Below are 14,219 nucleotides of genomic sequence, written 5' to 3'. Positions count from 1 at the left end.
TGTCCTACCTGGCGCACCGCGTCAATCAACGCATCTTCCAGAACCTCACCGTGCCGAAAATCATCGGCCAGGTCCTCGAAGAGCACGGCATCCAAAGCAACGCCTACGAATTCAAGACCGGTTCGATCTATCCCGAGCGCATCTACTGCGTGCAATACGATGAATCGGACCTGCACTTCATCCAGCGCCTGTGCGAGGAAGAAGGTATTCACTACCACTTCCAGCACAGCGCCACCGCGCACAAACTGGTGTTCGGCGATGACCAGACGGTGTTCCCGAAACTGGCACCCGTAGCGTATCAGCAAGACTCCGGCATGGTCGCCAGCGACCCGGTGATCAAGCGCTTCGACCTGCGCCTGGAAACCCGCACCAGCCGCACCACGCGCCGCGATTACGATTTCGAAAAACCACGCATCACCCTCGAAAGCGAAAACCGTGGCGACGCCCTGCCCGATCTCGAGGACTACGATTATCCGGGACGTTTCATCGACCGCGAGCGCGGCAAGCACCTGGCCAAACGCGCACTCGAACGTCATCGCAGCGACTTCCAGTTGGCCGAAGGCAAAAGCGATCAGCCGTTGCTGGTCAGCGGCCATTTCCTCGCCCTCACCGCGCACCCGAAAGCCAAGTGGAACGACCTCTGGTTGCTGACCGAAGTCCACCACGAAGGCAAGCAACCGCAAGTCCTCGAAGAATCGGTGACCAGCGACACCACCGCACTGAACGACGATTTCCATCAGGGCTACCGCAACCGTTTCCAGGCCACGCCGTGGGACGTGCCGAACCGCCCGCCCCTGCGCCACCCGAAACCGCGCATCCTCGGCAGCCAGAGCGCCGTGGTCACGGGACCGAAAGGCGAAGAAATTCACTGCGACGAGTATGGCCGCGTCAAAGTCCAGTTCCACTGGGACCGCGAAGGCCAAGCCGACGACAAGACCAGCTGCTGGCTGCGCGTCTCATCCGCCTGGGCCGGCGCCCAGTACGGCGGCATCGCCATCCCGCGCATCGGCATGGAAGTGCTGGTGACTTTCCTTGAAGGCGACCCCGATCAACCGCTGATCAGCGGCTGCCTGTACCACAAGGAAAACACCGTCCCGTATGCGCTGCCGGCGAACAAGACCCGCAGCACCTTCAAGACCCTGAGTTCCATGGGTGGCGGCGGCTACAACGAACTGCGCATCGAAGACAAAAAAGGTCAGGAGCAGATCTACCTGCACGCCCAGCGCGACTGGGACGAAAACATCGAACACGACCAGAAAATCCGCGTCGGCAACGAACGCCACGACACCGTCGAGCAGAACAGCTACAGCGAGTTCAAAGCCGAAGAACACCACACCGTCTACGAAGACCGCAAAGTCGAAGCTCGGGCCAATGATCACCTCACCGTCGGCGTCAACCAGCACATCAAAATCGGCACCGGCCAGTTCATCGACGCTGGGCAAGAAATCCACCTCAGCAGCGGCATGAAAGTGGTGATGGAAGCCGGCGCAGAGCTGACCCTGATTGGCGGCGGCAGCTTCATCAAGATCGATGCCGGTGGCGTGACCATGAGTGGCCCGGTGATCAATATGAATTCCGGCGGAAGTCCGGGGAGCGGCACCGGCGCCGCGCCATTGATACCCGGCATCCTGAAACAAGCCGACGCCGACAAGGCCGGCCAAGTCCTCACCCCGGCCCAGATCAACACCCTCAAACGTAACGCGCCATTCTGCGAAGAATGCGAAAAATGCAAGGCAGGTGCCTGTGCCATCTGATCGAATTACGCCTAAGGATTGGCTGGCGCGACAGCCGTTGCAGACTGGCGAGCGCCTGTACTTGATCATCAGCGCAGCAAGCGATGCCGACGCACTGAAAAACCTCTACCTCACCGAACCCACCGCCCAACTCCTGCCGATCTGGGGCGGCACGCCGTACTCCACCTGGCAACCGGTGATGCCCTACGTCACTGAACTCAAGGGCAACTCGGCATTCCTGCCATGGATCGCCGAAACCGACGCCCTCGATTGGGGTTGGCTGGCGGTATCGCGCTCGGAGCCGAACGAAGTGTTCGAGCACTTGCGCAGCCTGACGCAGGTGAAGATGCCGGACGGGACCGAAGTGTTTTTCCGGTTTTGGGATGGGCGGCATATCTACCCGATTCTGCATGGCTTAGGGGAAAAGGCTGGGGAAGTGCTGCCGATGTTTGAGCGGTATCTGATTAATGGGCAAGCGCTGGAGGTTGGTACGCGGGTTGTGCCGAAGGTGAAGGATTGGCCGTGGTGGGAGGTGCCGAAGGGTTTGCTGGATGGGTTGATGGCGGAAAATCCGTCGACCGTCATCGGCAACATGCTGCAGTGGCTCCAGGAAGAACACGCTGATCTGTATTTCTCGTTCCCCGAATCAAACCTGAAACAAAAAGTGGCGCGGTTCGTAAAACGCACGCCACTCACGGAAGAAAATTTTACTGGGCTGTTGAAGGCCTATCTGGAAAAAGAGGTAGTTGCATGAGCATCTTGATGGGTGGAATTGTCGGCGGCATTACAGCAAAGCAACCTGATGCTCAAGCCATCATCAACGATTTCAAGAAGTGCTTGAAAGACTACCGCGAGCACGCCGAAGCCTGGTACGGCGGCATTCTGGATGCAGAACAGCAATTCAAGGTCGGTGACGAAGTCGGTACTGCGGACAAGGACAGCAAAAAGGAAAACACCCTTTATGCCAACTGCCCGGCGAACGGCAAACTCGTGCTCGTTCACAGCTTCGAGTCTGCTCGCTTTGTCCCTATCGGTAATACGCCGGTACGCCTGACACCTGTGGTCGATGGTCGCTTCATCGGCAAGAACGAAGTCGGCCCGACCATCAACAAAACCATCGACTCAACAGGGATTCTGGAAGTCTCCGGGCTCACACCCAATCAGCAATACAAGATCATGTTCTTCCCCAACCCCACACCCGCCCAGATCGACAGCCTGTTCAATTCCTACCAAGGCGTAATTGGTGAGTTGGGTGGCTGGCTACAAACTGAGTGGAGCACCAGCTTCCTGCCGCTCTGGCAAGCCCATACCGATGCGTCACTGGGCGGGCGGGCTCTACAAGAGCTGGAAGCCGCCTGGGAAGGCTTCATGAAGGCGATCATGGGGTTGTGGGGAGATATCAAAAGTCTCTACGACCTCGTCGCGCACCCTCGCGAAAATTACGAAAAACTGAAGAAGTTCTTCACCGAAGAGCAGATCAAGAAGATTTACGACGCTTCAGCCGAAGCCATTCACACAGCCTTGCTAATTGCCAGCGATGAGCCGCTGATGTGGATCTATGTAGCGGCAATCATGGCTTGGGTGCAAATGCTGCCTCCGCAGACCTGCACGGAAGTGCTTGCCCAAATGTCCACAGAGTTCCTGCTGAACATTCTGGTGGGCGTCGTCCTGACTGGTGGCCTCGGCTTGGCCGTTCGCGTGGGGACAAAGGCAATCAAGGGAGTGCAGAGCAGCGGCAAGGTCATAAAACTGATCGAAGATTTCACTGGCATGCTGATGAAGGTCAGCAAATCCAGGGCCACGCCACACACCGAAGCGTCGAAGCCTTTGTTGCTTAACGGCGATTCGAAGTTCAATCCGGCGCGCAAAACTGACGTTCAGATTGCCAGTCCTAAACCTGCAGAAACGGCAAAGGCACCTGAGCAAAAACATCCTGTCAGCGGCGGAAAAGTGGAATCCGATGCGCAGATTCAGACACGTAAAAAAGATCAGCCCGCTTCACGCGTCGAGCAGGTAGAACACGTCGACAACGCGCCAAATCAGTCGAAGACCCCGGCCGACAAACCAGCTCAATGCGTCGACAAAACGTGCTCCGACGGTGAACCCGTGTCGATGGTGACCGGCGAGGAATTACTGACGCTGACCGATGGAGAAATGGGTGGTTTGCTGCCCTTCGAATGGACCCGTCTTTACCGTAGCAGTGCAGTCGAAATCGACAGCCGTCTTGGCCATGGCTGGAGCCACTCACTATCTCATCGTCTGCAAATGGACGATGAAGGTGTGCTGTGGACAGATAACGAGAACCGGCAGACCCGATTCCCGATGCCGACTGAACAGCGCCCCGCCATCACCAATAGTCTGGCACAAGCCGCGATCTATCTAGGCAATGCTCCGGGCGAACTTGTCCTGACGCAGGCCGGGGCCAAAACACGCTTCTACCATTTCCGAGCCGGTCGCCTCACCACGATCAGCGACGCCTACGAAAACCGGTTACATATCAGTTATGACTTTGTTGACCGCATCCAGCGCATTGATAACGGCGCAGGCCGTGCCTTGCTACTGCGTTACGACGACCGACACATTGTGGCCGTCGATCAGCAGCAACAACGCCAGGAATACAATGACCGCGGTGAACGTCAGGATCCATGGCTGACCATTCAAACGCTCGTTACCTACCATTACAACGCACGCAATCAACTGGTTTCTTCTACCAATGCGGCAGGCGAAACCGAGCATTACCGTTACAACGATCAGCATGTCATCCTCGAACGACAAATGGCCGGCGGCGCCAGTTTCTTCTGGGAATGGGAACGTGAAGGCAAACACTCCCGCTGCATACGCCACTGGGCCAACTACGCGCAAATGGAAGCGCGTTACGAGTGGGATGACAAAGGCTCGGTCACCGTCCATAACGCTGACGGCAGCCAACTTGTCTATGTGCATGACGAAAATGCGCGGCTGGTCAGCGAAACAGCTGCTGACGGCGCCGAAATACAGAACGCTTATGACGATCAGGGACGTCTGGTCGCCGTAAAAGATCCGATGGGCGCGATCACTGAGTATCAGTACAGCGAAGCTGGACGCTTGATCGCCGTTATCCCGCCAGAAGGCGTACCAACCCGCTACAACTATTTCAACGGTCAACTCATTGATGTACAGCGTGGCAAGGCCCGCTGGAAATACGAGCGCAACCTTCAGGGTGACATCACCCAACAAACCGATCCGGACGGCAACGAAACCTACTACAGCTATGACCGTCAGGGCCGACTGCTGGAAATTCGGCATCCCGATGGTAGTCGTCATCAACTCGGCTGGAACAACCTGGGTCAGTTGCTGGAAGAGCGCCTGCCAGATGGCGGTCAGCGCAAATACCGCTATGACGCGCTCGGTCGACAAATTACCCGTCAGGACGAATTCGGTGCTATCACCCAATACCAATGGGATGCAGTTGATCGTCTGACCCAAGTGACCCTGCCCGGCGGCGCCACCCGCGCTTTTACCTACAACGCTTATGGCCGGGTCACCGCCGAACGCGACGAGCTTGGTCGTATCACTCGATACGAATACGCCGACAACCTGCATCTGGTCAGCCGCCGCATCAATCCTGACGGCAGCCAACTGCGCTATCGCTACGACAACTCGCAACTCAACCTCACTGAGATCGAGAACGAGCGCGGCGAACGCTACCAACTCGACTACTACTCGAATGGCCTGATCCAACAGGAAACTGGTTTTGACGGTCGCCGCACTGCCTACGAGTACGACCTCAACGGTCAGTTGCTTAAGAAAATCGAGTTCGGCGATGACGGCAGCGAACTGGTCAGCGAATACCAGCGCGATGCGTCCGGACGTCTGCTGGTCAAAACCTTGCCAGACGGCGAAGAAATCCACTACAGCTACGACGCATTGGGGCGCCTGGTAAACGTCGACGACGGTAACTGGCCGCTCGCCTACGAATACGACGTGCAGGATCGGCTTGTCACCGAGCATCAGGGTTGGGGCACCACACGTTATGAGTACGACAGCGTTGGCCAACTGAGCCACTGCCGTCTTCCAGATGGCAGCACGCTCGATTACCGTCATCTACCCGGTGGGCGCCTGAGCAGCATCGACCTGAACGGCTCACGCCTGACCTCTCACCAGTTCAGCGCCGGTCGCGAGCAACAGCGACAACAGGGTTTGCTCCTAAGCCAATTCCAGTACGACGAACAAGGTCGCCTGCAGGCGCATAGCGTTAGCCAACGCGACAAAAATCTATTCCAGCGACGCTACAACTACGACGCGAATGGCAACCTAGCCGGCGTAGATGACACCCGCAAAGGTAATCGCAGCTATCACTACGACCCGTTGGATCGACTGATCAGTGTGCGTGGTGCGACGCCGGAAAGCTTCGCCCACGATCCAGCAGGCAACCTCCTCGGTCAGAATGACCTGCCCGTAGCCAATTTGGCTAACGTCAAAGGCAACCGCCTGCTGATGCAGGGCGACCGCCATTATGACTACGACGCTTACGGTAATTTGAGCCGCGAACGTCGTGGCGCCGGCCAGAAACTCGTCACCGAGTATCGCTACGACTGCCAGCATCGTCTGATCGGCGTCAGCCTGCCGGGCGGCAGCATCGCCACCTACAAGTACGATGCATTCGGTCGACGTATAGAAAAAACCGTCGACGGCCACACCACTGAATTCCTGTGGCAAGGCGAGCGCTTGATCGCTGAATGCGCCGAAAATCGCTACCGCAGTTACATCTACGAACCGGGCAGTTTCCGTCCGTTGGCCATGCTCGACGGCGAAGGCCCACGTAAAGCCACGCCGTTTTACTACCAACTCGACCACCTCGGCACACCGCAGGAACTCACCGATTACAGCGGCGAGATCATGTGGTCGGCCAGATACCGAGCTTATGGCAACCTGGCGGCACTCGATGTCAGCGAAATCGATAACCCGTTGCGGTTCCAGGGTCAGTATTTCGACGCCGAGACGGGGTTACATTACAACCGCCACCGCTACTACAATCCGGGGACTGGACGGTTTTTGACGCCGGATCCGATCAAGCTTGCTGGGGGGCTGAATAACTACCAGTACGTGCCTAATCCTACGGGTTGGGTGGATCCGTTGGGGTTGAATGGATGTCCAGGTAATAAAGAAGGGACGTCATCAGGAGATGCTAACGACCCTTCAAAAAAAGCTGCCGTTAACGACGGAGAGCCCAATGCGCCAACAATGTCACGTGCCGAGCGTCAGGCAAGAATTCATGAGCTAACGGAGGCAATTGCTTACAAAGAGCTAAAATCAATGGAAGACCTTTCGCCAAACTACCACTTTCTTGAAAAACATGGTGCGCAAACTACTACCCAGTCCCAGATGGAGCGCGCCGCTACAGGAAAAAATCCGACGACAGGCGTAATCGAAACCTATCCAAACGGTAAAATAATCACCCCGAACTCGACGAGATACACAAGTCACAAAGCACAACTCACAGCTATAAAGCGCGCAATGCGAATATTTAAAAACACTGGAAACAAAGCATTAGCAGAACGACCAATGAGCATGGGCGGAACAATCGGAGAGGGTTATAAAAAAGGTGGAACAAAGTACAAACAACAAACTAAAGCTGTGACTATACTGGATGCTAACGGCCTTCCAAAAACCTCATTCCCGAAGTATGAAAAATGAAACTAGAACCCACTCTCGACATACTACCTTCACTACTGTTCCCCATTGACATAAACAGCGAGCAAAATGAAGTCACCGCAAGTTTTATAGCTAATACAGACACAAACAATGAAGATGAATTAATTAAATTATTTGACGCGCTCATCCAACCAGAATTCAGAAGCCGCATCATGAGCGAACAGCAGTGGTACATCGACACACTCACGTTCTTTCTTAACAAAAAAGAAAAATTCAACCGCGTATTCTCAGACATTACGCCATATTTTCCGGAGGAATCATTTGACAAGCGCCAATTCATGTCAGTTCTTCTAACCTGCTTAAAAAAATACATGAAGCAAACTAATGATTAACGATGGCACGCAATCGGAGAGGGTTACTGAGGCATCCTCAGCTTTTTCACATAAAATCAAGAAGTTGGAGATTAAAGTGTTATCAGGAACAGATCACATTTTCTTTATATGTTTTTGAGTGACACTGACAATGTGGATATCTTCATTCGCAAACAAAAACAGTGGACTTCTAATTTTGGCTAGGACTATGCTGCCGCCAGAATGCATACTTCCTACATCATATTTGACGGGAACTCTATTTGCTTGAAGCTTTATAGCCAAATGGAACATGCCCTCACCCCTAAGAGATGGCGGAGCCAAGATTACAACGAGTACGATTCCAACTCCACGTAGTAAACTTAGAGAGCTTCAACGTGGAAAGCTTCAACTTAAGCGGCCCTACCAACATCACCATCACCATCACCATCACCCAAGATGGCTCAAATCAAAGAATCAAATTTGAATTTGGGAGTTCGTGCACAGCCACTTGCACTGCAAAAAGTATTACCATTGCCAACATTAGGCATACCATAATGACGACGCAGTATAGTAGCAACTAGACGCAACCCGAGCGGACCACGTTTTCCTTCTTAGATGATGATAGCCCCCTGAGGGACGCCTACCCTTTCGCGCTATAAACATCGTTATCCCTTTTACTCGAATCGAATTCGATGAAACACGTGGTGCACATATTAACGTTCGAAGAAAAAAAGCCGGCGTCACACTACCTTTTCAACGCAAGCGAAAAAACCGTATTGAAACTACCCAAGGCGTTCAAAAAATGAGCTATTTTGACGAGGAAATTGAAAAAGACTTTGTAAACTTTGGCATTAACTATGAGAAGCTGGACGATGCAACTCATGACAAACTTGTCACAAAAATCAATAAAAACCTCCTATTCACCGGCTCTAAAATTGCCTGGAACTCATTACCAGATCGCACATCTTCTCAAAAACATAATGCAGACACCGCATTTATAGAAATATCAAAGAAAGTGAACAACCTTGAAGTAAATGAAATTATTTTTATCGGAGACTCGCTTACTGAAAGCGCATACAAAGTCCACACAATGGATCTTGAAAAAACTCTCGCGATGTTTGTATACGTCCCACAGCACACTTATTTTTTTTCAAATCGGTTTAACTTCATCGGTTGCATAAGCAGTGAAGGGGAAATAAATTTTAGCGAGATCCATTTTTAGAATCCAGCCTCAATTAAAAAAACCAACTTCACCCTAAAGTCTTCTTGTGGCAAAAACAGAGCTGAAGGGCAAGTCAATTTTAAAACAAAAGACCGTAGAAAATTTTGAATCAGCAATCCTTTCCAGACAAAAGGGGGCCGATTTATTTTCCACACATGATCCAAATAGAGTTGAAAACAAATCCATACCCTTCGCGGTGGAGACCTGACATGAAATTTGATTGGAGTTTTTGTGGTGTTGAACAGGGACCCTCAGTGGATACCAATACGATTTTTCAAGTAGAAGAAATATTTAGCATAAGTTTCCAAAGTCATACTTGAAATTAGTCAGATATTCCGATATGGTCTCTACAGAGATATCTTCATTTCCATACAGCAACGAAGGGACTTACATAAGCGAGTTCTTTTCTATCTCGCCTGATGTGTCCCCGTATACAATTTCATGGTACTCAGGGGCGGGAAAACCTAGAGGGCTTCCCAAACAAATGACCCTATAGCAAGAGATGCGATGGTTATCTGATTTTCCTAAATTTCAACACACCCTTGGTTGCTGTTGAAGTATTTGATCCAAACTCAAGCAAACCCAATTTCGTTGCTAAAAATTCTAATGATTTTGTTAATTTGTGGACTGAGTAAATCAACACGTAAAAATAGTCCGCTTAGGATCGTGTCACCTATCGTAGGTAGTTGATCCTCAACGAAGGATTTCACCAGTCCTCTGCCGATCATGATTACAAAGCGTGCTGGTGGGAAATGAAAAATAGGACGATCCCATGATCGCCCTTTTTCAAATCAAGATACCCTTCTTTTACACATTAAAGCTTTTGCAGCTCTTCTTTAGCTCCCGGTGCACTACGATCAATTGCTTTAAGCATCCAGTACTCGGCCTTGGATTTGCTTTTTGGCAACCCACCGCGTCCTTGTGCGTACATTTTCCCAAGTGCCAGTTGCGCATTGCCGAAATCTGCATCAGCAGACTTGCGGTAAAGCATGACCGCTTCACGCTCGTTTCGCGCTGTACCGCGTCCCTGCTCCAGCATCTGCGCCATCTCATACTGCGCATATTTATCGCCTTGAGCTGCCGATTTACCGAACCAGCTAAACGCTTGGGCGTCGTCTTGTTTTATGCCACGCCCTGTAGCCAGCATTTTCGCGAAGTAAAACTGCCCTGACTTATCACCAGTCTCAGCGTATTTTCGATACCACTTCGCCGCTGCAACATCATCCTGCGCGACCCCATCGCCTTCTTCATAGATGCTGGCGAGTAACATGTAGGCTAGGGAATATCCTCCCTCGGCGGACTGATGGTAATACGCTACTGCCTTGTCCATATCTTTCAGATTCTTAATTGATCGACCACCTCTGTGGTAAATCTGCGCCAAACTGAACTGAGCCTTGGCGTTCCCCTGCTCCGCAGCTTTCAGATCCCAGTAAACACCCGCTTCTTCACCCTCAACGCTTCTATCCCAACTCAGTTCCTCAGCCAGTCCGACTTGCGCTTCGGCATTACCGTGCTCTGCAGCTTTGCGAAACCACACTTCCGGCATACCCGGAGACCACTGCTCAACCACCCCGCAGAGGTTCTCCTGAATGGCTTTGCCAAACTGCGTCTGCGCGTCAAGATCACCTGCGACCGCTTGTTCATGCAGCCGCTCAGAATTCGGCGCGCACTTCCCTGCCTTCATACCGTCGTAGTAATCACGCGGCGCTTGTGCCCACGTATTACACGCGATGAACATTGAAAAAAGTGTAGTGCTCGCCGTACCGACAGTTTTGAAACGATTGCTCATTTGTTACTTCCTTGTGGCTTAAAAAATCCAACGAAACTCTTGCGGAAAAATACTAGCTCGCTTCGAACATCTGCTCCTCCACCTCATACTTAACCACCACCCGATTCCGATACAACCTCACCCTCTCCACCAATTCCCCAACCTGCCCTTTCTCCCGCATCTCCCGCCAAATCTCATTCTCCCGATACACCCGCGCGCCCTCTCGCACAAACCGATGCGCCTCTTGGAACACGTGGTAGCGATATTCCCTCACCCGATCACACAACAACTCTCCTTCGAGCTGTGTCTCACCTACGTTCAACTTCAGCTGAAAGTACCGATCCGTCGGGTTATGCAGCACCAAATCAACGTAGTTGTAGAAAATCGCCGCCCCAGACCCGAACGGCAGCACCCGCCCTTCATCCGGAAACGGGTCGAAGCTGTGGTTGGAGCGCTCGACCACCACCAGCGGTGAATGGATCGCCATCCAGTGAATCAGGTTGCTCAGTTGGCAAATTCCGCCGCCTACCCCGCGTCGTGCCTCGCCGAAAGACAGCTCCATGCCTTCAACGTAGCCGCGCTTCAACGTCGGGCGGCCGACGAGGCGGCAGAAGGAGAAGTGTTCGCCGGGAGCGATGATGACGCCGTCGATCGCGGCGACGGCGAGTTTGAGGTTGATGACTTTGTTGTGTTGCAGGGCGACGTCGGAGTCGCCGAGTTTGCGGATGAGTTTCGAGGTGTGTTTGAGGTAGCGAAAGGGCAGCCGCTCGGCCGCCGCGACGGGCCGTGCGTAGCATTTGCCGGAACAGCGCCAGGCAATCTGGCGGAACAGTCTTTTTTGCCACACGCGCAGCCAGTAAAGGGCTGGGTGGTAGAGAGAAAGTGGTTTCATCCGTGACAGAACGACGATTGCCGTTTCTTCCTTGAACTGTAAAGGGGGTGCGCATTTTAGCCGCTAATGATCTGCAGCACCCTGGGCATTTTCAGACAGACTCAGCAGTCTCACCTCGACACACTCCGCCCCACCGCCAAATCCGCAAATTAAGGTTCGCCTAAGGTTGCCTCGTTACGATTCCAGCCACGAAACCCTGTCGCCCTTGAACCGCAGATGAGTCCTTCCGTCATGAAAGCGTTTGATTTACCAACCCAGCCAGCGTCGAATTTCAGCCTTGTCTTGGTAAATTACAAAACCCTGGACCTGACCCGCATGTGCCTGGAGCTGTTGCGCGAGCACGTTACGGAAAACCAGATTCCCGTCTGGGTAGTAGACAACGATTCGGCCGACGGCAGCCTCGATTACTTGCGCTCCCTGAACTGGATCAACCTCATCGAGCGGCCTTCGCCGGGCAAAGAAGCCGGTCATATTGCACACGGCAAAGCGCTGGATCTGGCGTTGGACCAAGTTGACACTGACTATCTGTTTCTCCTGCACACCGACACTTTCGTTTACGACAAGGAAGTGTTTGCCATGATGATGCGTGAGTGCACTAAAACGCCGGATATGGCCGCCGTCGGTTGTGTCGAGCAAATCAATCGCGGTGCGCTGCGTGATACCTGGCGTTTAACTTCGCGCTTCTGCAAACACTATGTTCGCCGTGCGAAAACACAGTTGGGGCTGAAGACCAAAGAGCCAAAACCTTATAGAGAAACCCATCTGAAGAGTTTCTGCACGTTGTGGAATACGCGGCTCATGAAGTCCGAGGGCCTGCACTTCTGTATGGATGATCGGGTGCCGGGTTATACGTTGCAGGATCGGATGTCGGCTCTGGGTTACGGCATCAAGTTCCTCGCGCCGCGAAAGATTTTCCATTATCTGGATCACATCCAGTCCGGAACCGTTGCGGCAGCAGGCACTTACGGCAAGGATCATCGGCGCACGAAAATGTATCAGGCGTCGCTTAAGCGCTTTCAGGGGCAGCAGGCGTAGGCCGCGGTGCTTAAAATCGGCACAAAAAAAGGGCGACTCTTGAGTCGCCCTTTTTGTTTGCAGAATTTGTATACATCTGCTCCGAAGAGGTGTTCGCCCAGTGTAATGGCCTGGCAATCCATGCACCGGTAAAGAGCCCTGACACTGGGCGAACGGAGGGGATTTTAATAGAAGTTGTCGGTTATGTCGTCATTGATAATGATGAAATTTATGTACTGGAAAGTTAAAAACTGTGTATCACCGATATTTACCGAGAAACTCTTGATACCACACTTTTATATGATTGTTCTCATACTCAAACCTATACAAGAACAATCACTCTGTAGAGTTAATGCTCAACTTTCGTGTTGACTGGTCACTTTTAAGATATCGGTGTAAGTGACAATGACGCTCTGCCCTTCTTTCAAGTCTTTCAGTTTGGCTTGAATTTCAGGCTTTTTCACATCAAGGGTTTTCGACACGCCCGACGGATTTTCCAAGGTCACCTGGTTTTTCTTCAAATCAATTTTGGTGATTTTCAGTTGCACCTGAACCTGACGGAACGCCTCGCCGCCGGGGTTATCGCTGCCCGGTGCGTTGCGCAGTTCGCCGGTACGCTCGGTGGAGCCAGGCAGACCTTTATCCACATCGGTGTCGAGGTAAGCGGCGACGGAACGCTGCACTTCAACGTTGACCTGGTCGCCAACCTTGAGATTGGCGAGGTTTTTCGCCTTGTCGCTGAGCTGAACGTGAACCTGTCGACCTTCGGCACCTTCCAGCACCACCTGATGCTTGGCGGCATCGACGGAGAGCACTTTGGTGGTGACCTGATCCGCTTCGATGGTGGCGGACAGCGGAATGTCGGCAGCCATGGCGCCGAAGCTGGTGGCGGACAGTACGGTTGCGAGGGTGATGGCTTTGGCGAGTGCTTGGAGCTTCATAAGCAATACTTTCCCTGTGATGAATGGCAGCGCCCGACGCCGAAGCGGCTTCGGCGGCGAACGTGCCACTGAGCATAGACGCTATTCAGGGCTTGGCTTTGCCGGGTTGCGAGGTGGTGTGGGGCTTGGCGGTTTCCTGCGCGGTGGACTCGCCGCTGGGCGTGCCTTTGCCGCTGCTTTCGCGTTGTTTGGGGTCGGTCGGCCGCAGGGCATCGTTATCGCGTTCGGTTTCGCCCGCGGGCCGCGGTTCGTCGGGGTGTTCGCCTTGGGTGATGGGTTTCATGGTGATGGTCCTCAGGCTTCGGGGTCGTCGAGTTCGCGGGTGACGTTCACGGCAGGGGAATCCTTGTGCAGATCATCAGCCTTGGCACGCAGGATCTGCCATTGCTCCAGGTCGATGGCGCCTTGGCCCAGCAGGTCGTCGGCGATGCGTTGCAGGTCGAAATAGTGAGCGTCGGGCGATTGCTGCCAGTAGGTTTCGTCGTCGAACAGACGCTGCCAGGCATTCAGGTCTGGGGGTTGCAGGTCGTCGCTCATGGCACATCCTCGGCAGGTTTCTCTGTAGAGAACAACACAGCAACTCGAGTTCAACCCGATCCTTTGTAGGAGCTGCCGCAGGCTGCGATCTTTTGACTTTGTTTTTGAAACAGATCAAAAGATCGCAG

The 14,219-nt window shown here is 53.2% G+C and carries 11 protein-coding genes; 6 read left to right on the top strand and 5 right to left on the bottom strand.

Annotated elements, in window-relative coordinates:
- The 5 genes from tssI to EJA71_RS05510 form a co-directional block, all read left to right on the top strand.
- Positions 1–1,754, top strand: a 1,754-nt coding sequence (gene tssI, locus EJA71_RS05530; RefSeq protein WP_158955006.1) for a type VI secretion system tip protein TssI/VgrG, incomplete at its 5' end; no start/stop codon positions are given.
- Positions 1,744–2,487, top strand: coding sequence for a DUF4123 domain-containing protein (locus tag EJA71_RS05525; protein WP_158955004.1), 744 nt, complete (start codon positions 1,744–1,746; stop codon positions 2,485–2,487). The genes tssI and EJA71_RS05525, both read left to right, overlap by 11 nt.
- Positions 2,484–7,409, top strand: coding sequence for an RHS repeat-associated core domain-containing protein (locus EJA71_RS27735; protein WP_371925630.1), 4,926 nt, complete (start codon positions 2,484–2,486; stop codon positions 7,407–7,409). Before EJA71_RS05525 ends, EJA71_RS27735 begins: the two co-directional genes overlap by 4 nt.
- Positions 7,406–7,759, top strand: a complete 354-nt coding sequence (locus EJA71_RS05515; protein ID WP_158955003.1) for a hypothetical protein — start codon at positions 7,406–7,408, stop codon at positions 7,757–7,759. The genes EJA71_RS27735 and EJA71_RS05515 overlap by 4 nt, the downstream gene beginning before the upstream one ends.
- 760 nt (positions 7,760–8,519) lie before the next feature.
- The gene (locus EJA71_RS05510) at positions 8,520–8,939 is read left to right on the top strand and encodes a hypothetical protein (protein ID WP_158955001.1); all 420 of its coding nucleotides are present in this window, start codon (positions 8,520–8,522) and stop codon (positions 8,937–8,939) included.
- A gap of 814 nt (positions 8,940–9,753) precedes the next feature.
- Here EJA71_RS05510 and EJA71_RS05505 read toward each other — a convergent pair.
- Entirely contained in the window at positions 9,754–10,728 is a 975-nt protein-coding gene (locus tag EJA71_RS05505) for a tetratricopeptide repeat protein (protein ID WP_158954999.1), read from the bottom strand.
- 52 nt (positions 10,729–10,780) lie between these two features.
- Complete coding sequence (locus EJA71_RS05500) at positions 10,781–11,599, bottom strand: VanW family protein (RefSeq protein ID WP_158954997.1); 819 nt, start codon at positions 11,597–11,599, stop codon at positions 10,781–10,783.
- A 231-nt stretch (positions 11,600–11,830) separates the two neighbouring features.
- On the opposite strand from EJA71_RS05500, the gene EJA71_RS05495 reads away from it, so the two are divergent.
- Entirely contained in the window at positions 11,831–12,634 is an 804-nt protein-coding gene (locus tag EJA71_RS05495) for a glycosyltransferase family 2 protein (protein WP_158955008.1), read from the top strand.
- Between the two features lie 335 nt (positions 12,635–12,969).
- Here the strand turns inward: EJA71_RS05495 and EJA71_RS05490 are convergent, their stop codons facing one another.
- From EJA71_RS05490 to EJA71_RS05480, 3 genes are all read right to left on the bottom strand, one after another.
- The gene (locus EJA71_RS05490; RefSeq protein ID WP_158954995.1) at positions 12,970–13,554 is read right to left on the bottom strand and encodes a hypothetical protein; all 585 of its coding nucleotides are present in this window, start codon (positions 13,552–13,554) and stop codon (positions 12,970–12,972) included.
- Positions 13,555–13,639: 85 nt separating this feature from the next.
- The gene (locus tag EJA71_RS05485; protein ID WP_158954993.1) at positions 13,640–13,837 is read right to left on the bottom strand and encodes a hypothetical protein; all 198 of its coding nucleotides are present in this window, start codon (positions 13,835–13,837) and stop codon (positions 13,640–13,642) included.
- A gap of 11 nt (positions 13,838–13,848) precedes the next feature.
- Positions 13,849–14,091 carry a hypothetical protein gene (locus tag EJA71_RS05480; RefSeq protein ID WP_158954991.1) on the bottom strand — a complete coding sequence of 81 codons (243 nt, stop codon included), beginning with the start codon at positions 14,089–14,091 and terminating at the stop codon, positions 13,849–13,851.
- Positions 14,092–14,219: the final 128 nt, after the last annotated feature.

Origin of the sequence: Pseudomonas sp. PB106, from assembly GCF_009764645.1 — a bacterium.
GTDB lineage: Bacteria > Pseudomonadota > Gammaproteobacteria > Pseudomonadales > Pseudomonadaceae > Aquipseudomonas.
Note: the sequence above shows the minus strand (reverse complement) of the source record. Positions and strands in the feature narration are given on the sequence as shown.

Coding starts and splice junctions, on each gene's coding strand:
- EJA71_RS27735 (WP_371925630.1), top strand. CDS start 2,484: ATGAGCATCTTGATGGGTGGAATTGTCGGCGGCATTACAGCAAAGCAA.
- EJA71_RS05515 (WP_158955003.1), top strand. CDS start 7,406: ATGAAACTAGAACCCACTCTCGACATACTACCTTCACTACTGTTCCCC.
- EJA71_RS05510 (WP_158955001.1), top strand. CDS start 8,520: ATGAGCTATTTTGACGAGGAAATTGAAAAAGACTTTGTAAACTTTGGC.
- EJA71_RS05505 (WP_158954999.1), bottom strand. CDS start 10,728: ATGAGCAATCGTTTCAAAACTGTCGGTACGGCGAGCACTACACTTTTT.
- EJA71_RS05500 (WP_158954997.1), bottom strand. CDS start 11,599: ATGAAACCACTTTCTCTCTACCACCCAGCCCTTTACTGGCTGCGCGTG.
- EJA71_RS05495 (WP_158955008.1), top strand. CDS start 11,831: ATGAAAGCGTTTGATTTACCAACCCAGCCAGCGTCGAATTTCAGCCTT.
- EJA71_RS05490 (WP_158954995.1), bottom strand. CDS start 13,554: ATGAAGCTCCAAGCACTCGCCAAAGCCATCACCCTCGCAACCGTACTG.
- EJA71_RS05485 (WP_158954993.1), bottom strand. CDS start 13,837: ATGAAACCCATCACCCAAGGCGAACACCCCGACGAACCGCGGCCCGCG.
- EJA71_RS05480 (WP_158954991.1), bottom strand. CDS start 14,091: ATGAGCGACGACCTGCAACCCCCAGACCTGAATGCCTGGCAGCGTCTG.